Source organism: Tardiphaga sp. GW822-FHT04G09 (genome assembly GCF_058800725.1).
Genome location: NZ_JBXAMO010000010.1, coordinates 143,874 through 166,004 on the forward strand (window position 1 = coordinate 143,874; position 22,131 = coordinate 166,004).

General features: G+C 62.0%; 20 protein-coding genes. 13 read left to right on the forward strand and 7 right to left on the reverse strand.

Going from position 1 to position 22,131, the window contains the following annotated elements; genetic code table 11:
- Window positions 1-2: 2 nt before the first annotated feature.
- The 3 genes from AC1RLZ_RS18755 to AC1RLZ_RS18765 all read right to left on the reverse strand — a co-directional run bounded on the left by AC1RLZ_RS18755 (window position 3) and on the right by AC1RLZ_RS18765 (window position 3,000).
- Window positions 3-1,295, reverse strand: a complete 1,293-nt coding sequence (locus AC1RLZ_RS18755) for a TRAP transporter large permease (protein ID WP_371420089.1) — start codon at window positions 1,293-1,295, stop codon at window positions 3-5.
- A 39-nt stretch (window positions 1,296-1,334) separates the two neighbouring features.
- Window positions 1,335-1,910, reverse strand: a complete 576-nt coding sequence (locus AC1RLZ_RS18760) for a TRAP transporter small permease (protein ID WP_493189842.1) — start codon at window positions 1,908-1,910, stop codon at window positions 1,335-1,337.
- An 85-nt stretch (window positions 1,911-1,995) separates the two neighbouring features.
- Complete coding sequence (locus AC1RLZ_RS18765; protein WP_493189843.1) at window positions 1,996-3,000, reverse strand: TRAP transporter substrate-binding protein; 1,005 nt, start codon at window positions 2,998-3,000, stop codon at window positions 1,996-1,998.
- A gap of 348 nt (window positions 3,001-3,348) precedes the next feature.
- Here AC1RLZ_RS18765 and AC1RLZ_RS18770 point away from each other — a divergent pair, with 348 nt between their 5' ends.
- On the forward strand, window positions 3,349-4,572 hold the full coding sequence (locus AC1RLZ_RS18770; protein WP_493189844.1) for a bifunctional alpha/beta hydrolase/OsmC family protein: 1,224 nt from the start codon (window positions 3,349-3,351) through the stop codon (window positions 4,570-4,572).
- Window positions 4,573-4,591: 19 nt separating this feature from the next.
- Here the strand turns inward: AC1RLZ_RS18770 and AC1RLZ_RS18775 are convergent, their stop codons facing one another.
- Together AC1RLZ_RS18775 and AC1RLZ_RS18780 are read right to left on the reverse strand one after the other, a co-directional pair.
- Entirely contained in the window at window positions 4,592-5,362 is a 771-nt protein-coding gene (locus AC1RLZ_RS18775) for an esterase/lipase family protein (RefSeq protein ID WP_493189845.1), read from the reverse strand.
- Between the two features lie 187 nt (window positions 5,363-5,549).
- A complete protein-coding gene (locus AC1RLZ_RS18780) occupies window positions 5,550-6,836 on the reverse strand; it encodes a DUF445 domain-containing protein (protein ID WP_493189846.1) in 1,287 nt (428 codons plus the stop codon).
- 186 nt (window positions 6,837-7,022) lie between these two features.
- Between AC1RLZ_RS18780 and AC1RLZ_RS18785 the strand changes: the two genes are divergently transcribed.
- Window positions 7,023-7,289, forward strand: a complete 267-nt coding sequence (locus AC1RLZ_RS18785; protein ID WP_493189847.1) for a hypothetical protein — start codon at window positions 7,023-7,025, stop codon at window positions 7,287-7,289.
- A 37-nt stretch (window positions 7,290-7,326) separates the two neighbouring features.
- Here the strand turns inward: AC1RLZ_RS18785 and AC1RLZ_RS18790 are convergent, their stop codons facing one another.
- A complete protein-coding gene (locus AC1RLZ_RS18790) occupies window positions 7,327-8,661 on the reverse strand; it encodes a dihydroorotase (protein WP_493189848.1) in 1,335 nt (444 codons plus the stop codon).
- Between the two features lie 149 nt (window positions 8,662-8,810).
- Between AC1RLZ_RS18790 and ygfZ the strand changes: the two genes are divergently transcribed.
- The 10 genes from ygfZ to AC1RLZ_RS18840 all read left to right on the forward strand — a co-directional run bounded on the left by ygfZ (window position 8,811) and on the right by AC1RLZ_RS18840 (window position 21,009).
- On the forward strand, window positions 8,811-9,695 hold the full coding sequence (gene ygfZ / locus AC1RLZ_RS18795; protein ID WP_493189849.1) for a CAF17-like 4Fe-4S cluster assembly/insertion protein YgfZ: 885 nt from the start codon (window positions 8,811-8,813) through the stop codon (window positions 9,693-9,695).
- 13 nt (window positions 9,696-9,708) lie between these two features.
- The gene (locus tag AC1RLZ_RS18800; protein WP_493189850.1) at window positions 9,709-10,335 is read left to right on the forward strand and encodes a DNA-3-methyladenine glycosylase I; all 627 of its coding nucleotides are present in this window, start codon (window positions 9,709-9,711) and stop codon (window positions 10,333-10,335) included.
- 27 nt (window positions 10,336-10,362) lie between these two features.
- Window positions 10,363-10,989, forward strand: coding sequence for a YfbR-like 5'-deoxynucleotidase (locus AC1RLZ_RS18805; RefSeq protein WP_371420098.1), 627 nt, complete (start codon window positions 10,363-10,365; stop codon window positions 10,987-10,989).
- A gap of 328 nt (window positions 10,990-11,317) precedes the next feature.
- On the forward strand, window positions 11,318-12,271 hold the full coding sequence (locus AC1RLZ_RS18810) for an NADP-dependent oxidoreductase (protein WP_493189851.1): 954 nt from the start codon (window positions 11,318-11,320) through the stop codon (window positions 12,269-12,271).
- 127 nt (window positions 12,272-12,398) lie between these two features.
- Window positions 12,399-12,905, forward strand: coding sequence for a tyrosine phosphatase family protein (locus AC1RLZ_RS18815; protein WP_493189852.1), 507 nt, complete (start codon window positions 12,399-12,401; stop codon window positions 12,903-12,905).
- 137 nt (window positions 12,906-13,042) lie between these two features.
- On the forward strand, window positions 13,043-15,736 hold the full coding sequence (locus AC1RLZ_RS18820) for a DUF2339 domain-containing protein (protein ID WP_493189853.1): 2,694 nt from the start codon (window positions 13,043-13,045) through the stop codon (window positions 15,734-15,736).
- Window positions 15,737-15,878: 142 nt separating this feature from the next.
- Window positions 15,879-17,387 carry a flavin-containing monooxygenase gene (locus AC1RLZ_RS18825; RefSeq protein WP_493189854.1) on the forward strand — a complete coding sequence of 503 codons (1,509 nt, stop codon included), beginning with the start codon at window positions 15,879-15,881 and terminating at the stop codon, window positions 17,385-17,387.
- A 206-nt stretch (window positions 17,388-17,593) separates the two neighbouring features.
- Complete coding sequence (locus AC1RLZ_RS18830) at window positions 17,594-19,285, forward strand: thiamine pyrophosphate-dependent enzyme (RefSeq protein WP_493189855.1); 1,692 nt, start codon at window positions 17,594-17,596, stop codon at window positions 19,283-19,285.
- A 126-nt stretch (window positions 19,286-19,411) separates the two neighbouring features.
- The gene (locus AC1RLZ_RS18835) at window positions 19,412-19,561 is read left to right on the forward strand and encodes a hypothetical protein (protein ID WP_493189856.1); all 150 of its coding nucleotides are present in this window, start codon (window positions 19,412-19,414) and stop codon (window positions 19,559-19,561) included.
- A 122-nt stretch (window positions 19,562-19,683) separates the two neighbouring features.
- Entirely contained in the window at window positions 19,684-21,009 is a 1,326-nt protein-coding gene (locus tag AC1RLZ_RS18840; protein WP_493189857.1) for an amidase, read from the forward strand.
- Window positions 21,010-21,054: 45 nt separating this feature from the next.
- On the opposite strand, the gene AC1RLZ_RS18845 is transcribed toward AC1RLZ_RS18840, so the two are convergent.
- Window positions 21,055-21,591: a cupin domain-containing protein gene (locus tag AC1RLZ_RS18845; RefSeq protein WP_089266238.1), complete on the reverse strand. Its 537-nt coding sequence runs from the start codon at window positions 21,589-21,591 to the stop codon at window positions 21,055-21,057.
- 165 nt (window positions 21,592-21,756) lie between these two features.
- On the opposite strand from AC1RLZ_RS18845, the gene AC1RLZ_RS18850 reads away from it, so the two are divergent.
- A complete protein-coding gene (locus tag AC1RLZ_RS18850) occupies window positions 21,757-21,972 on the forward strand; it encodes a CsbD family protein (protein WP_493189858.1) in 216 nt (71 codons plus the stop codon).
- Window positions 21,973-22,131 lie beyond the last annotated feature (159 nt).

The following is a 22,131-nucleotide window of genomic DNA, read 5'->3' on the forward strand; positions in this document are numbered from 1 at the left end:
TCTCACCTGAAGCCGAACGCATGCGGCAGTGCCATCGAGAACCACGGCACGTAGGTCACCAGCATCAAGACGGCGAACATCACCCAGTAGAACGGCCAGATCCCGCGCATTACCTCGTCCACCGAGACCTTGCCGATGGCGCAGCCCACGAACAGCGTGGTGCCAACAGGCGGCGTGAGCAGACCGATGCCGAGATTGAGCAGCATGACGATGCCGAAATGGACAGGGTCGATGCCAAAGTTCTTCACCACCGGCAGCAGGATCGGCGTGCAGATCAGCAGCAGCGGCGCAAGATCGAGCGCAGTGCCCAGGATCAGCAGCATGATGTTGAGCCACATCAGCAGCACGTATTTATTCGACGAGATGGCGACGAAGAACTCGGTCATATGCGCCGGCATCTGCATCATCGCGGCGACATAGCCGAAGCAAGACGCTGTCGCGACCAGCGTCAGCACCATCGCCACCGTCTGTAGCGTCCGGTAGGTCAGCATCGGCAGCTCGGACCATTTGTAGTCGCGATAGATGAACATGGTGACGAAGAAGGCCCAGACGCACGCCACAGCGCCTGCCTCGATCGGCGTGAAGATACCGGTGAGAATGCCGCCGAGCACGATCACCAGCGTGACGATACCCCAGGTGGCATCGCCCAGCATCTTCAGCGCCTGCTTCATCGGCACGGGCTCACCTTTGGGGTGACCGTCACGATAGGCAACGTAGAGACACAACAACATGATCGCGAAGCCAAGGAGGAGCCCGGGCACGATGCCCGCCAGGAACAGGCTGGTAATCGAGACCACACCGCCGGTCGCCAGCGAATAGATCACCGCATTGTGGCTCGGCGGTACCAGGATCGCCTGGACCGAGGCGGAGATGGTCACATTGGTGGCGAACACCCGTGGATAGCCCTTCGCCGCCATCTGCGGGATCATCACCGAGCCAATCGCCGACGTGTCAGCGACCGACGAGCCGGAGATCCCGGACATAATGGTGGTGGCCAGAATGTTGACTTGCGACAGGCCGCCGCGAATCCGCGTGAAGCCGACCACCACGGCCGCGAAATCCACCAGCCGCCGCGCCATGCCGCCTTCTGCCATGATGGCGCCGGCCAGCACGAAGAACGGCACGGTCAGCATCGACACCTTGCCGACACCGCTGGAGAGTTGTTGCATCACAGCCGCAACGGGCAGATCGATCCACAGTGCGCCGACCAATGCGGCCAGCGCCAACGCGAAAGCGATGGGCATGCCGACGGCGAAGAAGAGACACATGCTGAGAAGAAGAACCGCGATGTCCATGTGGGATTTCTTTGTTCTGGCTGGAGCTGATCGGCGAAGCTAGTCGAGAGGTACGTGCGCGTCGCTGCCATCATGCGGCGGCGGGCCGATGGTCAGGCGTTCGACGACAAAGAGAAACATCATCGCGCCGGAAACAGGGATCGGCATGTAGGTGATCCCGACAGACAGCCAGGGAAATTCATCCACTGAATTGCCCCAGGTGGCCATCACCAGCTTCATGCCCCAGATCATCATGAACAGCGCCATTGCGGCCATCAGCAATTCGCTGATGAAGGCGGCCGCAACCTGGGCTCGCGGCGGCAGCAGGTTGGTGCCCACCGTCATGTTCATGTGGATGCGCTGGCGATAGCAATTGGCAGCGCCAATAAACGTCACCGCGATGGTCAACAACACGGCCAGCGGCTCCGGCCATGACGCTGCGCTATTCAGAATGTACCGCGTGTATACGGCCCACGGGATGATCGCAGAGATCAACACGAGCGCCAGACACGAGAACACGGCACCGGCCCAGTATAGCGCATTCATGGTGCGGCGGAACGCATAAGCCGCACCATGGCTGGCGGCTTCGTCAGGTAGATGAGATGCGATCGGCAATTTGGAAATGACGTCGGACATGAAGACCTCAGGCGCTGCGACTGAACCATGGATCTCTCAGTCGTCGTCCCCGCTTTCGCAGGGGGGCGACGACTGAGAATTTTCGCTACGCTACCGCAGCGATGCGCTTGGTCATCTCGGCGTATTTCGCACCGTATTTCTCCCACACCGGCTTCACGGCATCGCGGAACGGCTGCTTGTCGATGGACGTGACAATATCGGTGCCGACTTCCTTCATCTTGTCGAGCGCCGTTTTCTCTGCCTCATACCAGAGCGCGCGCTGCTCGAGCTGGGCTTCGCGGCCGAATTTCTTCAGCAGCGCTTGGTCGTCCGGCGTGAGCTTCGCCCATGATGCCTTCGAGAACACCAGCAATTCCGGAATGATCAGATGCTCGGTCATCGAGAAATATTTGGCGACCTGGAAGTGGTTCTGCGCCACGAAGGATGGCAGGTTGTTCTCGGCCCCATCGACGACGCCGGTCTGCATGGCACTGAACACCTGATCAAAGCCCATAGCGACGCCGTTGCCACCTAGCGCATTCATGGTGTCGATGAACAAGGGATTGCCGATCATCCGGATCTTGAGACCCTTGAGATCGGCGAGCGTCTTGATGGGGCGCTTGCTGTTATAGATGTTGCGGGAGCCGGCATTCATCCACCCAAGCGCGACCAGACCGGTTTTTTCGTTGGCCGTGATCTTGTTCAGCAGTTCGGTGCCGATTTCGCCGTCGAGAACCGCTTCCATGTGCTTGGAATCGCGAAAAACGAACGGCATGTTGAAGACGTTGACATCATCGACCACGGGGCCGACAGCGCCAACGGAGATACGGGCGATCTGCAGAGCGCCGACCTGGGCCTGCTCGATGGCCTCCTTCTCGCCGCCAAGCTGCATGGACGGAAACATCTGTATGGTGAGCCGGCCGCTCGTGGCGGCATCCAGCTTCTTGCCCATACGAACCACGGATTCGACCGTGGGATAGCCGAGCGGGTGGACGTCGGAAGCCTTCAGAACCATCTTGGTCTGCGCCTGCGCGGGCGTGAGCCGCCCGAGGCCGGTCACTCCGGCGGCAAGCGCGGCCAAGCCGCCTTTGACGACATCTCTTCTCTTCATGGACGAAATCCTCCCTGTGAATTTCCCGATGGCACTTTGGCCGTTATTCTGGTTCGCCCCTTTTCGGGGTCGATTTTGTCGTCACAACTCTAGGAGCGCGCCGGCCTGCCGTCCATCGGCTTGCAATCGGCGGCGCATCCGAAAAGTTGTACGATGACCCGACATCTAGCACCGACACCGGAGACCGGCAAGCACGTGCCAGAGCCCGCGCAGAACTAAAGTTCTACACACGTGCACTGCGAAGAGAGCGGCAGATCGGCCGTGATTCTCGAACGGGCATTTAGTCCCCGCTGATTGATTGGGCGGAATCGGTGTAAAAGGAGGCGTCTATCACCGTAGGAGCCATACGTGCCAACCGAACGCTTTCAATTTCCCGGCGCGACCGGCCATATGCTGGCGGCGGCGCTCGACCTCCCCGATGGCAACGTGCATGCGTACGCTCTGTTCGCGCATTGCTTCACCTGCGGCAAGGACGTGCTGGCGGCGCGGCGCATTTCCGCCGCGCTGACACTCAATGGCATCGCGGTACTGCGCTTCGACTTCACCGGCCTCGGCTCCAGCGAGGGCGACTTTGCCAACAGCACCTTCTCGTCGAATGTTGCCGATCTCGTGAGGGCCGCCGACCATCTGCGCGAGACCCGTCAGGCACCCGCCATACTGATCGGCCACAGCCTCGGCGGCGCCGCGATCCTCGCCGCGGCCGAACAGGTCCCGGAAGCGAAAGCCGTCGTCACCATCGCAGCGCCGTCCGATCCCGCCCATGTCACCGACATGTTCGCCGAACATGTGGACGCGATCCGCGAAAAGGGCGAGGTCGAGGTGAAGCTCGCCGGCCGCCCGTTCAACATCAAGCGTGAATTCCTCGACGATATCGCCGAGCACAATCTGATGGCCAAGGTCACCAGGCTACACAAGGCGTTGCTGATCATGCATGCGCCCACCGACGACACGGTGGGTATCGACAACGCCACGCATATTTTCGTCGCCGCCAAACATCCCAAGAGCTTTGTCTCGCTGGCCGGCGCCGACCATCTGCTGACGCAGAGGCACGACGCGATCTACGTCGCCGACGTCATCGCCGCCTGGGCGGGGCGCTATCTCGATCCTGTTGCCGCGACACCCGTAGCGAGCCTGCCGGAAGAGCCGCGCAAGGTGGTGGTCAGCGAGACCCGCGCCAATAAATTCCAGCAACTGGTCACAGTCGGCCCACATCGCCTGCTCGCGGACGAACCGTTGGCCGCTGGCGGCGAGGATACCGGCCCCGGCCCCTATGATCTCCTGCTCAGCGCACTCGGCGCCTGCACCGCGATGACCATGCGGCTTTATGCCGACCGCAAGGCACTCCCGATGGACCACGTCACGGTGACGCTGAACCACAAGAAGATCTATGCGAAGGACTGTGAGGACTGCGAGACCAAGGACGGCATGCTCGACCAGATCGAGCGCGTCATCGCGATCGACGGCAAGCTCGATGCCGAGCAGCGCGCAAAGCTCATGGAGATCGCTGACAAATGCCCGGTACACCGGACACTGACATCTGAGATCAGGATCATGACGACAGCAGCACAGTAAGCGTGTCGCTGACGCGCCTTTACCTGTTCGGGTCCGGATAGACTAGGCTGCGCCAGCCAGAGCGATCGAACGGCGCCCAGGCGCCTTCCTTCTGTGCGAGTCGCTCGGCAACCGCATAGACGACCGCGGGGTGATGCCCCATGCCGCAATGGCTACTCTCGACCTCGATGCTCTCGGACATCGCCGACGATTTCTCCATGCATCCCTGCCAGGCGCAGACGCCATCGGTGCGACTGAAGATCGCCGTTGTGGGCACCGGCGGTGTATCGGCGAGCGAGCCGCCAAAACTGTCGTCGGTATCGTCGGCGCGCTTGCCGCTGGCGAATTCATAGACGCGCCAGGCATTGGTGGATTTCGGATGGCCGGCGAACGGACTGCCCAGCGTGATCACGGAGCGTACGCGCTCCGGCATCATCTTGGCGAGCTGGCGCGCATAGAGGCCGCCGAGGCTCCAGCCGATCACGCTCACCTTGCGGCCGTGGGTCTCATTCATCTCTTTCAGCAATGCGACCATGCTATCCTGCACGCCGTCGCGCAGTCCGAGATTGCGGCCCTGCCTCCAGCCGCTCACGGCATAGCCCCGGCCCTTCAAGAACGTGCGCAGCGGGCCCGTCGAAACATCCGAAGCCACAAGGCCCGGCAGTACCAGCACCGGATGGCCATCGCCGCGCGGCGCGAGATTCAACAGCGGCAACGCGCCGAGAAAGGCGCCGAATTCGTGGACCGCACGCCCTTCAAGAAACATCAGGGTTTTGGACGGGGGACGCTGCGCCTGGGCCGTAGCCGACATCTGATTTCCTCTCGCCGGCGCGTTGGCCGGTCATATCGATTGATTGAAAGCAGCCTCACATGGAGGGCATCACACAACGCACCGAAGCAAGCATCAGTTCACTGAAGTTAAGGCCGGGTTTGCGGTAGTTCAAGCGCACCCGGATACCCAACCGCAGATGCGCTTCCGCAATGCGGAACTGCGCGTCTCACAGCAGCCGCAACAGGTACTCGATCGTGTAGAGCGCCAGACCGGCTAGCCCGCCGATCAGCGAACCGTTGAAGCGGATATATTGCAAATCCTTGCCGATATTCACTTCGATGACGCCGATCAGCTGACCCATGTCCCAAGCCTTCACCTGATCGGCGATGAAGCCGGACACGCCGCTCTTCTGATCGGCGATAAACGAGCGCAACACGACGACGATACCCTGATTGATCTCGCCGCGCATCTCCGCATCGGCGCGAAGTGCCGCACCGGCCTCGATAAAGACATTGGCGAGATGATGCGCCAGTACATTGCTTTCGCCCGACGCACTGCGTTCGATGAAGCTGCGCGCATTGTTCCAGAGATTACGTCCAAGTTCGGCAAGCTCGGGGCGCGCCAGCAGATCGCGCTTCAACCCGTCGATGCGGCCGGTGAAGCCGGGCTCGGTCTCAAGCCGGTCAACGAAAGACAGCAGCATGCGATCGAATTCGCCGCGAAACGGATGTTCGGGATCCTTGCGCACATCGTCGAAGAAGGTGGTCGCCGAGGCGACGATCCGCTTCAGCAGGAACGCATCGGCGCGATAGAGTTTGAGCAGCGTCGGCAGTTCGTCGCGAATCTTGTTCTTGATGACGGCCAGCGTGTCCGGCTCGGTCAGCGCGCCATGCATGGCACCGAGCAGATTGTCGAGCAGGCCCTGATGGCGACCATCGCGAATGAAGCCGCGCATGGTGCCGGCCGCGATGGGCGCAAGATCGACCGACTGCAGCTGCGTCATCACGCGGCGGATAATGAAGGTTTTGAGGCCGGACGTTTCCGTCGCCGACATCGCCTCGGGCAGTAGCCGCAGCAAGAAACGCGCGAGGTCCGCGCTACGCTTTTTATCGCTCAGCCAGTCTGCAACGAAACTCGCAAAATCCACCTCGCGTAGTTTGGCCTCGACCGGCCCCGCTTCGAGGAAATGCACCTCGATGAATTCACCCAGCTTGTCGGCGATGCGATTCTGATTCGCCTGGATGATCGCGGTGTGCGGGATCGGCAGGCCCAGCGGCCGACGGAACAGCGCGACAACGGCGTACCAGTCCGCCAATCCGCCAATGGTCGCGGCTTCTGCAAAGGCTGCAACGAATCCGAACACCGGATGATTCGGCAGCAGGATTTTTGCCGTTATGAACACCACCAGACAGCTCGCCAGCACCAGCGCCGCGATCGCCTTGACGCGGCGCAACTCTGCTGCGCGTGCGGCGTCGCCGGGACTGGCGAAAGACGAAAAACTGTTTGCATCCATGGGCTTCCTCAACTGGTCAGGATCGCCGGTTCCCGCTGTTAACATAATGTCGGACAATGTGAGTCACTGTCGTTAACCTTTCTTAAAGATGTCGCTCGCGGAACCGGCTCCGCGTGATAAATCTCGATTCGAACATGCGAGGCGCACTTCGCTTTGATGCGTGCCGAAGACCGTTTTGGGAATTTCATGAGCGAATCATTGTCGTACCGCCCCTCCCGCGATCCGCTACCGGATCAGGAACAGAAACAGGCCGCGCTGAGCTATCTCAACGAAGCCTGGGCGGAAGCACGGCATGACGGCGTCGATGGCGATTGCCTCGCGCAGGCCAGCCTGTTCGCAGCCTTCGCCGAGCTCGTCGGCACCTATGGCGAAGACGCCGTGGCGAAGTTCGTCGAGGGTCTTCCGGGCCGCGTGCGCAATGGCGAGTTCTCGCTGACACTGGCACGGCAGTAAGATTTCTTACCCTCCCCTGAAGGGGGAGGGTAAGAGTTCAAGCCTTCAGCGTTTCCAGGAATTTCACCGTCTCACCCTGCGACGGCGTAACCAGCTCGCCCTGCCACATCACGCGGCGACCGCGCACGAAGGTGCCGACGGGCCAGCCGGTGACCTTCACACCATCATAGGGCGTCCAGCCGGCCTTCGAGGCTACCCAGTCATTGGTGATGGTCTCGGTGCGCTTGAGATCCACGATAGTGAAGTCGGCGTCGTAGCCCGCCGCGATGCGGCCTTTCATGGCGATGTTGTAGAGCCGCGCGGGACCTGCACTCGACAGATCGACGAAACGCGCCAGCGACAGGCGGCCGGCATTGACGTGATCCAGCATGATCGGCACCAGCGTCTGCACGCCGGTCATTCCCGAAGGTGACGCCGGATAGACTTTCTTCTTTTCCTCGAGCGTGTGCGGCGCGTGGTCGGAGCCGAGCACGTCGATGATACCCTGATGGATGCCGTTCCAGATGCCGTCACGATGGCTGGCGTCGCGCACTGGCGGATTCATCTGCGCCAGCGTACCCAGGCGCTCATAGCATTCCGGCGCCGCCATGGTCAGATGATGCGGCGTCGCCTCACAGGAAGCGACATCCTTGTGGTCGCGCAGATAGTCGATTTCTTCCTTGGTCGAGATGTGCAGCACATGGATACGCTTGCCGGTCTCGCGCGCCAGATTGACCAGACGCTGCGTCGCCCTCAGCGCCGCGGTCTCGTCGCGCCACACCGGGTGCGAACGGGTGTCGCCTTCGATGCGCAGGTTCTTGCGTTCATTGAGGCGGTATTCGTCCTCGGCATGAAACGCCGCGCGGCGCTTGATGACCTGGAAAATACGGCGGAGGCTGTCGTCGTCTTCAACCAGCAGCGCGCCGGTGCTTGATCCGATAAACACCTTCACACCGGCGCAGCCCGGTGCACGTTCGAGCTCCGGCAGGTCCTGCACGTTTTCGCGGGTACCGCCGATGAAGAATGCGTAGTCGCAGTGCATGCGATGATGGCCGCGCTTCACCTTGTCGGTGAAGGTGGCCTCGTCGATGGTCAGCGGATTGGTATTCGGCATTTCGAACACGCCGGTGACACCTCCCATCACGGCGCTGCGCGATCCGGTCTCCAGATCTTCCTTCTGCTCGAGACCCGGCTCGCGAAAATGCACCTGGGTATCGATCACGCCGGGCAGGATATGCAGCCCCTTGCAATCGATCACCTCCTCCGCGGAGGCAGCGCCAAGCGATCCGATGGCGGCGATTCGGCCATTGCGAATGCCGATGTCACGCACGCCCTCGCCGTCCTGATTGACGACGGTGCCGTTCTTCAAAATGGTATCGAATGTCTGGGTCATCTGGTCTCGTCACAGCCTGTGGATGCCGCGCAGGATGAGCGCGGGCCTTGTTGTCGGCATCTTAGCGGCTTAACTTTGACTGTCATATCCGCCAGCCGCGATTCACCTCGTTTCCTGGCTCCTTTTTGGATTTTTTCGAGATTTTCCCAATGAAAGCAGCGTTCCTCCCCGATCGAGGTGTGGTGAAGATCGCAGGCGACGACGCCCGCGGTTTCCTCAACAACCTCGTGACCTCCGAGATCGAGGTGCTGACACCCGGCACCGCACGGTTCGCCGCGCTGCTGACGCCGCAGGGCAAGATCATCGCTGACTTTCTAGTCACCGAAGTGCCAAGCGGCCATGGCGGCGGGCTGCTGATCGATTGCCCGCGCGAGCTCGCGCAACCGCTAGCCACCAAGCTCGGTTTCTACAAATTGCGCGCCAAAGTGAGTGTGGAAAATCTCTCCGACGCGCTCGGCGTGCTGGCGGTGTGGGACGGCGAGCCCGGGATGAAGCCGGACCTCGCCTTTGCCGATCCGCGCAATGCCGCGCTCGGTTACCGCATCCTCGTCCCGGCGGATCTCGCCGCGAAGACGGCGACGCTGGTTGGGGCCGAACTGGTCGACGTTGCCGAATATGAGGCGCATCGGATCACACTCGGCGTGCCGCGCGGCGGCGCCGACTTCGCCTATGGCGATGCGTTCCCGCATGAAGCCAATATGGACAAGCTCGCCGGCATCGATTTCGACAAGGGCTGCTATATCGGTCAGGAAGTTGTCTCCCGCATGCAGCATCGCGGCACTGCGCGTACGCGCATCGTCGGCGTCACACTGGATGGTGTGGCACCGGCCGCCGGCACCGAGATTCGCGCAGCCGACAAGCCGATCGGGACCATGGGCTCGTCTGCCGATGGCCGTGGCCTCGCCATGATCCGCACCGACCGCGCCACCGACGCACTCGATGCCGATGCAGCGTTCCTGGCCGGCGACATCGCCATCCATCTCACTGATGCTGCTGCTGTCCGCGCGCTGGCCACGAAGAAGACCCCCGCATGAAAAAGATTTCGGCATGAGCAAACCCGCGATCACGCATGTCGACGGCAAGACGCGCTGCCCGTGGCCGGGTGAAGACCCGTTCTATATCGCCTATCACGACACAGAATGGGGCGTGCCGGAATACGACGACCGCGCGCTCTATGAAAAGCTGATCCTCGATGGTTTCCAGGCAGGATTGTCGTGGATCACGATCCTGCGCAAGCGCGACAATTTCCGCAAAGCGTTCGATGACTTCCAGCCGGAAAAGATCGCGCGCTACAACGAGAAGAAAGTTCACGCGCTGATGAACGACGCCGGCATCGTGCGCAACCGCGCCAAGATCGAAGGCGCGATCCTCAGCGCCAAGGGCTATCTGAAGATCATGGAAGAAGGCGCCGGCTTCTCGAAATATTTGTGGGACTTCGTCGACGGCAAGCCGCTGGTCAACAATTTCAAGACCCATGGCAGCGTGCCGGCCTCGACGCCGCTATCGGCCAGGATCTCCAAGGACCTGCAGGCGCGCGGATTCAAATTCGTGGGGCCCACCATTGTCTATGCCTTCATGGAGGCCACCGGCATGGTCAACGATCATCTCGTGACCTGCTTCTGCCACGAGGCCTGCGCAGGCCTGAAACGTAAGCCGCGCCTCAAAGCCAAGTAGCGACAAGGGACCAAAGAACAAGAACCGATGGCCAAATCGAAATTCGACCAAAGATTTTCCCGCGATGTTGCCACCCGCGCCTGGCAGCGCATGCTCTCGGGCCGGCGGCTCGATCTGCTCGATCCCTCGCCGCTCGATATCGAAGTGGCAGATATCGCCCACGGGCTCGCGCGTGTGGCGCGCTGGAACGGGCAGACTCACGGCGCGCACATTTTTTCGGTAGCGCAGCATACGCTGCTGGTGGAAGCCGTGTTGCGCGAGCAGATGCCGCGCGTCGACGATCGCGTGCGGCTCGCAGCATTGCTTCATGATGCGCCGGAATATGTCATCGGCGACATGATCTCACCGTTCAAGGCGGTCATCGGCGGCGATTACAAGGTGATCGAGAACCGCCTGCTCGGCGCGATCCACATCCGCTTCGGCCTGCCGCCGGTGCTGGAGCCCGGGATCACCAAACAGATCAAGGCCGCTGACATGGGCGCTGCCTATCTGGAGGCAACGCGGCTCGCGGGCTTTTCGCAGGCCGAGTCCAAACGACTGTTCGGGAGGGATCCTGGCCTCTCGGAAGCGATGGTGGATGACTATCTGACCCCGTGGTCGGCGAGCAAGGCAGAGAAACGGTTTCTGGCGCGGTTCGAGACGCTGTTGGCGTGAGTATAATTTCACCACACACTTGACTGTCATCACCCGGCTTGACCGGTGACCCGGTCGACATCGTCGCGGATTTTGCGTCGAGAGGTCACCGTATAATGGATCGTCCGCTTTCGCGGGCGATGGCCAGTGGCAGCGACGCACCGCTTTTGCTACCATACCCGCAGTCCTATGATGCCGGCGATAAGAAGATCGCCCTAACCCATATGCGGGCGATCATGGGCACACGGCTCGCATTCGGTCGGCGAGTGGCGCATTCCCCTTGAGGTCGGAGCCTTCCATGCGCGCATACGTCCTGAAGCACTACGGCGGTCCTGAAGGTTCGCTGTTGATGGATGTCCCGGCGCCCACGCCAGGGCCACGCGATATTCTCGTTAACCTACGCGCTGCGGGCCTGAACCCGGTGGATTTCAAGATCCGGCAGGGAAAGCTGCGCGCAATCCTGCGGTCAAAGCTTCCGTTCGTGCTCGGCAACGAACTCGCGGGTGATGTGATTGCCATCGGCAACCAGGTCAGCCGGTTCCGCGTAGGTGACCGTGTGTTTGCCCGGGTGGCGAAGGATCGTGCCGGCGCATTCGCCGAACAAGCCTGCGTCGACGAGGATCACGCTGCGCATATGCCCGGGATCCTGGATTACACGACCGCGGCTGCCGTCCCGCTTGCGGGACTGACCGCTCTGCAGGCCCTCAGGGATGAGCTCGGCGTCAAACCGAGACAGAAGGTGTTCATCTCGGGCGGCTCCGGAGGCGTCGGCACCTTCGCCATTCAGATCGCCAAATGGCTTGGTGCACATGTGACCACGACAGCTTCGAAGAGGGGTGAAGCACTGGTGCGCTCGGTCGGGTGCGATGAGGTCATCGATTATACGACCCGGGACATATCCAGCGTAAAGGATAGATTTGATGCTGGATTTGACTTGATTGGCGGCAAGACCCTGGACCAGATGTTCGGAGTCATGAAGCCCGGAACCACGATCGTTTCGGTGGCCGCTCTGCCAGAACCGCAAACCGCGATCAGGGACCTCGGCGGCCGCCCGGCTCTTGCCGCCATCTTCTGGCTGATGAGTTTCAACATCCGGGCCCGGGCGCGACGTGCTGGTGTCCGCTATCGCTATCTCTTCATGCATCCAAGCGGTGGCGATCTCGCTCTGCTTGCCGAGCTCATAGAGCAAGGGAAATTGAAGGTCACCATCGACAGGACCTATCCACTCGCGAAAATTGCTGAAGCTCTGGATTATGTCGAAAGCGGACGCGTCAAAGGGAAAGTCGTTGTCACGATCCCATGAATTATTGATGACTCTTTCGCCAGTTTCGCCGGCTTTCGCGGACGATAATCGTTGAGCCAATCGCAGTGACGCAGTGCTTTCACTGCTGCGTCTGCAGCCGTATAATGCCCGTAACAAAAGGACCACCATGATCCACGTCTGCTCGCTTGCCGATCTGCATCCCACCGTGAAAGACACCGGCGCGAGCCATGTGCTGACGATCATGGCCAATGTCGCGCAGGTACAGCGGCCGCCGTCGATCCTCGAAGCCAATCATCTGCGAGTCTCCGTGGACGATATCACCGAGGTCATGGACGGCTTCATTGCGCCGAACGAGGGCCATGTGACGCAGGTGCTTGACTTCGCCCGCGGCTGGGACCGCGCTTCGCCGATGGTGATCCACTGCTATGCCGGCATCTCCCGTTCGACGGCCAGCGCGTTCGCCGCCGCCTGCATGCTCAATCCGGACCGCGACGAGCGCGATATTGCGCTGCGCATTCGCGCGGCCTCGCCAATCGCGTCCCCAAACCGCCTGCTGGTAACGCTGGCCGACAAGGCGCTCGGCCGCAACGGCCGCATGGTCCGCGCGCTCGACGAGATGGGCCCGGGCAATCTGACCGTGATCGGCAAACCGTTCCGCCTCGATCTGGATTAATTCCAGCAATTGCGTGCCAAATACACGTAGCGCGTGAACTAAAGTTCTCCACGACAACACATAGAGTGGCCATGTCCCCAGACGCCGTTCCGGGGCATGATTGGCGTGTGCCCTGTTTCCAGAAGGTTTGATAGTCGATGTTCGATGATTTCGGTTTCGTCACGCTGGTGATAGCCATCGTCGCCTTCATCTTCGCGCGCAAAGCGCGCAATGAGGTGAAGGTGCTGCGTGCCCGGCTCGATGCCTTCCAGGCGACGCCGCATGTGGCAACGATGACCGCCACAGCAGCGCCCGTCGTCGCAGCACCTGCACCGGACATCGTTTCCGCACCTGCCCTGTCCGACACATCGGCTGAGGTCATCGGCGCCCCCTCCCCTTCGATCCAGCCGGATGTCCTTTCACAGGCCCCGCCCGAACCTGCCGCACCTGCTGAAGCGCCTGCTGCCCGCCCCGGCTTCGAGGAACGCATCGGCACGCGCTGGGTAGTGTGGGTCGGCGGCCTCACGCTGGCGCTCGGCGGCTTCTTCATGGTGCGCTATTCCATCGAGGCCGGCCTGCTCGGCCCCGAAGTGCGCGTGCTGCTCGGCGGGTTGTTCGCGCTGGCGCTGCTCGCCGTCGGCGAATTTGCCCGCCGCAGGGAAAGCCTCTCATCAATCGCGCCGCTCCCCATCGCCAATATCCCGGCGATCCTCACCGCCGCCGGCACCGCCGTCGCCTTTGCCACCGTCTATGCGGCCTATGCGCTGTATGACTTCCTCGTCCCTGCCACCGCCTTCGTCCTGCTCGGCATCGTCGCCATGTGCACCATGGCCGCGGCCTTGCTGCATGGCCCGGCTCTCGCGGGTCTCGGCATCGCCGCCGCATTCGTCACGCCGGTGCTGGTGTCGTCCGGCAAGCCGGATTACTGGGCGCTGTACATCTATCTCGCCATCGTCATGGCAGCGGCCTTCGGCCTCGCGCGTATTCGGTTGTGGCGCTGGCTGGCGCTGACCACCATCACCTTCGCAACGCTTTGGACGCTGCCAGGGCTCGACGCCGGCACACCGGCCCTCGCGCCCCATGCATTCCATGTCCTGGCCGGCTTCGTCCTCGCCTCATTGCTGGTCGTATGCGGCTTCATGTACGGCCCGCCGGCGGAAGAAGGTCGCATCGAGGGCATCTCGTCGGGCGCGCTCGGTGCGAGCCTGCTCAGCGCGACGCTGGTGGTGCTCTCCAGCTTCCATGCCGACATGGCCATGGTGAGTTTTGCGCTGATCGTCGCCGGCACGCTGTTTGTCGCTTGGTACGCGCAGGCGGCCACCGCGGCCGTTGCCGTCGCCGCGGGCTTCGTTGCCGTCGTGTTTCTGGAATGGGCGATCCAGGGCAATCTCGACATGCTGGTGCTGCCCGGCGGGCCGCTGGCCGGCATCGGCGCCAGCCCGGTGGAAAGCTCGGTGTCGCTGCATCTGGCGTCCGCTGCCATCTTCGCCATCGGCTTCGGCGCACTCGGCTTCCTCGCCCAGGGCCGCTCCATCAGTGCCGTCATTCCGGTGATCTGGTCCAGCGCCGCAGTGTTCACGCCGCTGGCGCTATTGATCGCGCTCTATGCCCGCATCGCGCATCTGGATCGATCGATCCCCTTCGCCACCCTCGCCGTCATCATCGGTGCTGCCTTCGCGGCGGCTACCGAACTGCTCGGCAAGCGCGAACAGCGCCCTGGCCTCGCGATCTCCACAGCACTGTTCGCCACCGGCACGCTCGGCGCGCTGGCGCTGGCTTTAACATTCGCGCTGGAAAAAGGCTGGCTCACTATCGCACTGTCGCTGATGGCGCTGGGCACCGCCTGGATCTCGATGCAGCGGCCGATCCCGTTCCTGCGCTGGCTCGCCGCCATTCTGGCCGGCATGGTCGTCGCCCGCATGGGCTGGGAGCCGCGGGTGGTCGGCGATCTGGTCGGCACCACCCCGATCTTCAACTGGCTGCTGTGGGGCTATGGCGTGCCGGCCGCGGCGTTCTGGATTGCCAGCATACTGATGCGCCGCCGCGGCGATGATGCGCCGCTACGCATGGTGGAATCCGCTGCCATCCTGTTCACGGTGCTACTGGCCTTCATGGAGATCCGCCATCTCGTCAATGGCGGCAACGTCTACCGCTCGTCGTCAGACCTCACGGAAATCGCGCTGCAGGTCTGCGTTGCCCTGGCGATGGCCATCGGGCTGGAGCGACTGCGCGTCCGCAGCGGCAGTATCGTGCACAATGTCAGCGCGGTGCTGCTGACACTCTTCGCGGGCATTGCGACGCTCGGCGGATTGATGTTCCTCACCAATCCCGGCATCTGGTACATCGATGTGGGCGGCGTGGTCATCAACCTGCTGCTGCTTGGCTATGCCCTCCCCGCCGTGTTGGCACTGCTATTGTCCTATGCCGTCGCCGAGCGCCGCAAACCGGCCTATGGCAACACCGTTGCCGGCGGCGCGCTGGTGCTGGCGCTGATGTTTGTGACGCTGGAAATCCGCCGCATCTATCACGGTCCGGTTTTCTACAACGCATCGACCACCGACGCAGAGCAATACACGCTGTCGATAGCATGGCTCGGCTTCGGCGTGGTGCTCCTCGGGCTCGGCGTTATCTTCAGCTCGCAGCGCGCGCGTCTGGCCTCGGCCATCGTCATCGCGTTGACGGTGCTGAAGGCGTTCCTCATCGACATGTCATCGCTGACCGGTGTCTATCGAGCGCTGTCCTTCATGTGCCTCGGCCTCGTGCTGGTGGCGATTGGCTGGCTGTACCAGCGCATCCTGTTCTCCAGACGCAAGGCGCAGCCACCGAAGGTGGCCCCGGCAGCGGAAACCTGACGTTTCCCGCCTCAATTCCCGCTTGCGCATTCCCTGCGATCGTCAATGATACCGATCGCGGCGATCCCCGGCCTTAAACCGGGGATCGCCGCATAAAAAGCATCCGCGCACCAAGCGCGAGAGCCAAAAAGATCGGGAGCCCATGAACATCCAGGGAAAGATCGCCACAGATTCGTCCGTAAACAACGCGGCCGAACATGTCGATGTCATCGTCGTCGGAGCCGGCATTTCCGGCATCGGCGCCGCCTATCATCTCACCAAGCAAAATCCGGACATGCGGTTTCTCGTTCTGGAAACGCAGGACAGTTTCGGCGGCACGTGGCACACCCATCGCTATCCCGGCATCCGCTCCGACAGCGATCTGCATACGTTCGGCTATCGTTTCAAACCCTGGACCTCGGCGCCCATCGCCACCGCTGCGGAAATCCTTCGCTATATGGGTGACGTGATCGCCGAGAACGGCCTCGGCGCGCAGATCCGCTACCGGCACAAGATCCTGTCGGCCAACTGGTCGAATGACGACAAGCTCTGGACGCTCACCGTCATTCGGCACGACACTGGCGAGACGCTGTTCTTCACCGCGCGCTTTCTCTGGATGTGCCAGGGCTATTACAACCACAATCAGGGCTACACGCCGCAATGGCCGGACATGGACCGGTTCAAGGGCCGCATGGTGCATCCGCAGACCTGGCCGGAGGATCTCGACCTCACTGGCAAGAAGGTGGTGGTGATCGGCTCCGGCGCCACGGCAGCAACCTTGGTACCCGCCATCGCCGACAAGTGTGCGGCGGTGACTATGCTACAGCGGTCACCGACCTTCTTTATCACCGGCCGCAATGCCAATGCGCTCGCGGAGACGCTACGCGAGCTCGATGTCGACGAGGAATGGGTCCACGAGATCGTCCGCCGAAAGATCCTGTTCGATCAGCAGGCTTTCACCAAGCGCACCAATAGCGAACCCGACGTCGTGAAGGAGGAATTGCTGAAGGGCGTGCAGGCCTATCTCGGCAAGGACTACGACATCGCCACGCATTTCACGCCGCGTTATCGGCCTTGGCGCCAGCGCATCGCCTTCATCCCCGATGGTGACCTGTTCCAGAGCATCAAGGCCGGCAAGGCCACCGTCGTCACCGACGAAATCGACACCTTTACGGAGCACGGCATCACGCTGACATCGGGCAAGACGATCGATGCCGACGTGGTCGTCACCGCCACTGGCTTCGACCTCAATGTGCTCGGCGATATCGCTTTCTCCATCGACCATGCGCCGCTGAATTTCTCGGATACCGTGACCTATCGCGGGATGATGTTCACCGGTGTGCCCAATATGGTTTGGATCTTCGGCTATCTGCGCGCCAGTTGGACACTGCGCGTCGACCTCGTCGCCGATTTCGTCTGCGGCCTGCTGAAACATATGGACGAGACTGGTGCCACGACAGTGACACCGATGCTGCGGCCGGAAGACAGCGACATGCCGCTGCTGCCCTGGATCGATCCCGAGGACTTCAACCCGGGCTATATCATGCGCGGCATGCACCTGTTGCCGAAACGCGGCGACAAACAGGAGTGGCAGCACAACCAGAACTACTGGAGCGACAAGGACGTGTTTCCAGCCATCGATTACAACGATCCGATCTTCACGTACGAATAGCTCAAATACGAATAGCTCAAACGCGGGCAGCACCGCCCGCATTTGTTCCCTGCTTCCCCGAATGTGATTGGCAATCACGAAACCGTTTGACGGTTCTGATGTTACTGCAGGGCGGTCATTCGGCGCCTATGTTGAGGCGCTGAGCGCACAGCCTCATCGCCCCGCTTCCCCGGCGGAGAACCATTCTCGGATATCGGAGCCCCCACATGTCGAAGACAGTCGCTGACGATCTGGTTCGCGTGCTTGAACAGGTGGGGGTGAAACAGATCTTCGGGCTGATCGCCGACTCGCTCAATCCGCTGGCGGATTCGGTCCGGCGCAGCAGCATCGAATGGGTCGGCGTGCGCCATGAGGAAGGCGCAGCACTGGCTGCGGCGGGACAGGCCAAGCTCACCGGCCGGCTCGGCGTCTGTGCCGGCTCCACCGGGCCCGGCAGCACGCATCTGGTGGCAGGGCTCTATGAGGCCGCGCGCGACCACGCACCTGTGCTGGCCCTCTCGGGCGAAATGGCGCGGGCAATGAAGGGCGTCGATTTCTTCCAGACCACCGAGCCAGATTTACTGTTTCGCGACGTGTCGCTCTACACCCAAACCATCACCACCGCGACGCAAGCGCCCGGCGTGATCCACCAGGCGATTTCCGCAGCCTATGCAGGTCCCGGCGTCGCACATCTGACGCTGCCGGTAGACGTGCTCTCGTCCAAGGCCGAAGGCGCGACCGCGAGCATTGCCACGCTACAACCGCGCGGCGAGATTCTGCCGAATGATGCCGCCGTGCAGGAAGCAGCACGCCGCATCGACGCCGCAGACAGCATCGTCATCATGTGCGGCCACGGCGCGCTCGGCACCGCCGACCTGTTGCGCGCACTGAGCGACAAGCTGAAAGCGCCGCTGGTGCATTCGGTGCGCGGCAAGGAAATCATGGCGTTCGAAGACCCACGCTGGATGGGCGGGATCGGCATGATCGGCACCAAGGCCGTCTACAATGCCGTGCATGATTGCGACCTGCTGGTGATGGTCGGCACCGACTATCCCTATTCGAACTTCCTGCCGAAGAAGGGCAACGTGATCCAGATCGACATACGCGCCGAAGCATTGGGTCGGCGCACGCCGACGTCGCTCGGCGTGATCGGCTCGGCGCGGCCGGCGCTGAAGATGCTGCTGGACAAGGTGCAGACCAAGACCGACGGCAAGTTCTTCGAGACGACCAGCCACGCCCGCAAGAAGTGGGACGAGATGCTCGACAAGCAGGCCGATCCTGCCCGCAGCAAGGACAAGATCCACCCACAGGCCGTCGCGCGCGTCGTCAGCGATCTGGCACGGCCCGATGCGATCTTCGTATTCGACACGGGTCTGAACACGCTGTGGTCGGCCAACTGGATCCGCCAGAACGGCACCCAGCGCATCATCGGCTCGTTCAATAATGCCGCGGTCGGCACCTCCGTCGGCCAGGGCAACGGCGTGCAGATTCTCGATCGCATCAAGCAAGTGATCGTGCTCACCGGCGACGGCGGCTTCAACATGCTGATGGGCGAGTTCATGACCGCCGTGCAGCACAAGCTGCCCATCAAGGTTATCGTCTATAACAACTCCGCCCTCGGCCTGATCACGCTGGAAGCCGAAAGCATCGGCCTCGCCCCCTTCCGCGAAGCCATCGAATTCCCCAATCCCGATTTCGCCGCACTGGCGCGGGCCTGCGGTGCACAGGGCTTTACAGTCGAGCAGCCCGGCGATCTGAAGAAGGCCATCGCCGACGCGCTCGCCTGCGACGGCCCTGCCATTGTCGATTGCGTGGTGGCGGCCGATGAGATCCCCAACCTGCCGCATGTGGACGCCGCCATGGTCGGCAATTACGCGCTGGCGAAGATCAAGGAAGCGGTGATGGCCGTCACGGGTTGACGCGCGAACTGTTCGCCAAAACTGCACTTCGGCACGCCAGAATAATTCCAGCCTGCCCAAAGCCGGGGCAAAACACTTCAAACCTCAAGCAGTCCGCAGAAGGAATTTCCAACACTGGATCCCGCCGTGATCGAGTCCGCCGTCACGCGTATGCTGGCCGACGGCGTCTATCCGGACAGCGTCGATATTTCTGCACCCTCGCTGAAAATCTCCATGGACACCCAGATCGCACTCGGTAATCTCGCGGCCCAGCCGACTATGACAAGTTTGTCGTGAAGAAATACATCGAGCCTGCATTAGCGATGAAGTAAGCTGGCACGAAGTCAACGGCCTCCCTCCCCCAAGCGGCGTCCGCGCGCAGTGGGGGGACAGAAACGACAGCGACATTCAGGGACGACATGACCAATACTATTACTTCCGGCGCCGGCGTCCTCGAACTCCTCCGCCTCTTCAAGGGCAACACTTCTGCGGCAGACCATTATGCGTCCGAGCGGCTCGCACAGGCCAAGGCTGCCGAGCCCATACTGAAGGCCTTCGAGGTCCTCCCCACCGACACCATACGCAAACCGGGGCCACTCTCCGGCATTCCCGTCGCCATCAAGGACATCATCGCCACCACCGACATGGCGACCACCAACGGCTCGGCCGTCTATGCCGATCACGTGCCATCGGCCGATGCCTGGGTGGTCGAACGGCTACGCAATCTCGGCGCCACCATCTTCGGCAAGACCGTCTCCACCGAATTCGCCTGGCGGAATCCTGGCCCGACCACCAATCCATGGAACAGCAGGCACACACCGGGCGGCTCGTCTTCCGGCTCCGCGGCGTCCGTGGCCGCCGGCATCGTGCCACTGGCGCTGGGAACGCAGACATTGGGCTCGATCATCCGTCCCGCCGCCTTCAACGGCGTCGTCGGCTTCAAGCCGAGCTTCGGCGCGATCCCGCGCAGCGGCGCGCATCATCTCAGCCAGTCGCTCGATCACATCGGCTTCTTCGCGCGCAAGGTCGACGACGTGGCCTATGCGCTGTCGCTGATCGCCGGCACCAGTGACAGTGACCCGCATGGCGCGCCTGTACCCGCCTTCGAGATCTCTGTCGAACGCGGCTCGCTACCGCTGCCGTCGCCCCGTCTCGCGATCGTGCGCTTCGCCAAATTCGCCAAGGCGGAGAGCGAGCAGCAGCAGGTGTTCGAGGCCTCCGTCGCACGACTGCGCAGCGCGGGCGCCGTTATCGAAGAACTGGAACTCCCCGAACTGGATCGCAGCAACTGGGATGCGATCAACACCATCCTGGCCGCTGAAGGCGCGGTGATCTTCGGCGATCTTGTCGCGCGCTATCCCGACAAAACCAGTGATCACCTGAAGAAGCTGGTGGAGACCGGCAGCGCCATCAGCGCGGCCGCCTATCTCAAGGCCAAGGCGATGCAGACAAAGCTGCGTGCGGATTTCACCGAGCAGATGACAAACTACGACGCCGTGCTGACACTGCCGGCCTATGGCGAAGCGCCGGAAGGGCTGAGCTATACCGGCGACGCTGAATATTGCGCGCCATGGACGCTGATTGGCGTGCCCGCGCTGTCGTTGCCGGTCGGCTTCGGCAGGAACCATCTGCCGCTCGGCCTGCAGGTGGTTGGAACCTATTTGAACGACCTGCGCACACTGCGTGTTGCAAAATGGATCGAGAGCGCGCTGGCATTTTCGCCGGGATTGCCCGAGATCAAATAGCGAGAAGCCCTCGTCCGATCTCGGGCGAGGGCCTCAGCTCGATGTTTACTTCTTCACGGCACCGTCAGGATGCGTGGGATCGACCCACAGCACCGTCTCAGGCTTCTCCACCGGCTCGATGTCGATATTGATGGCGACCGCTTCGCCGTCACTGCGCACCAGCACGCATTCCAGCACTTCGTCGGCACTGGCATTGATCTCCTGATGCGGCACGTAAGGCGGCACGAAGATGAAATCGCCGGGGCCGGCTTCCGCGGTAAACTGCAGGCGATCGCCCCAGCGCATCCGCGCCTTGCCCTTCACCACATAGATGACGCTTTCAAGATGACCGTGATGATGCGCCCCGGTCTTGGCATCCGGCTGGATCGACACGGTGCCGGCCCACAGCTTCTGCGCACCGACGCGGGCGAAATTGATGGCCGCCGCGCGGTCCATGCCCTTGGTCGAAGGCACGTTGGTATCGAGATTGTCGGCCGGAATGACGCGAATGCCGTCGTGCTTCCAGCGATCCGGATCATGGTCGTGGGAATGATCATGCGCGTGATCGTGTGGATGAGTGTGATCGTGGCCGTGACCGGACATTTCAATGCCTTCTTGGGTTCCGAAGAAATGCTGCCACCGCATGCGGCATCACGCCTCCGGGAGTGAGGAACATTCAATTGAGCTGGCAATTGTCCTTGCGAAGCTCAAGCAGTGCATATCGAGAATGGTCTCGGAACTGCGCCTGCTGAATGACAGGAGTATCTTATGGGTGCCACCGCAGACAAGATCAAGGGAACCGCGAACGAAGCCATCGGCAAGGCCAAGCAGGGCGTCGGTGAAGCCGTCGGCTCCGACCGCCTGCAGGGTGAAGGTCTTATCCAGGAAGGCAAGGGCCATGCGCAAAAGGCCGTGGGCGATGCCAAACAGGCCGCCAAGGATGCCGCTGACAAGGCCTCGGACTTCGCCCACCGCAAACTTTAAGCAATTCCAACCGGCGGAGTTTTGACTCCTCCGTCGGTCGCAGGTGACGCTGCAAAAGAGCCGGCCCCGTAAGGGGCCGGTTCAGACCGCTGACAAAGTCCTCGCCAATGGCGGGGACTTTTGATTCACTGGGTCATGCTTCGCAAACCCTCGCCGCAA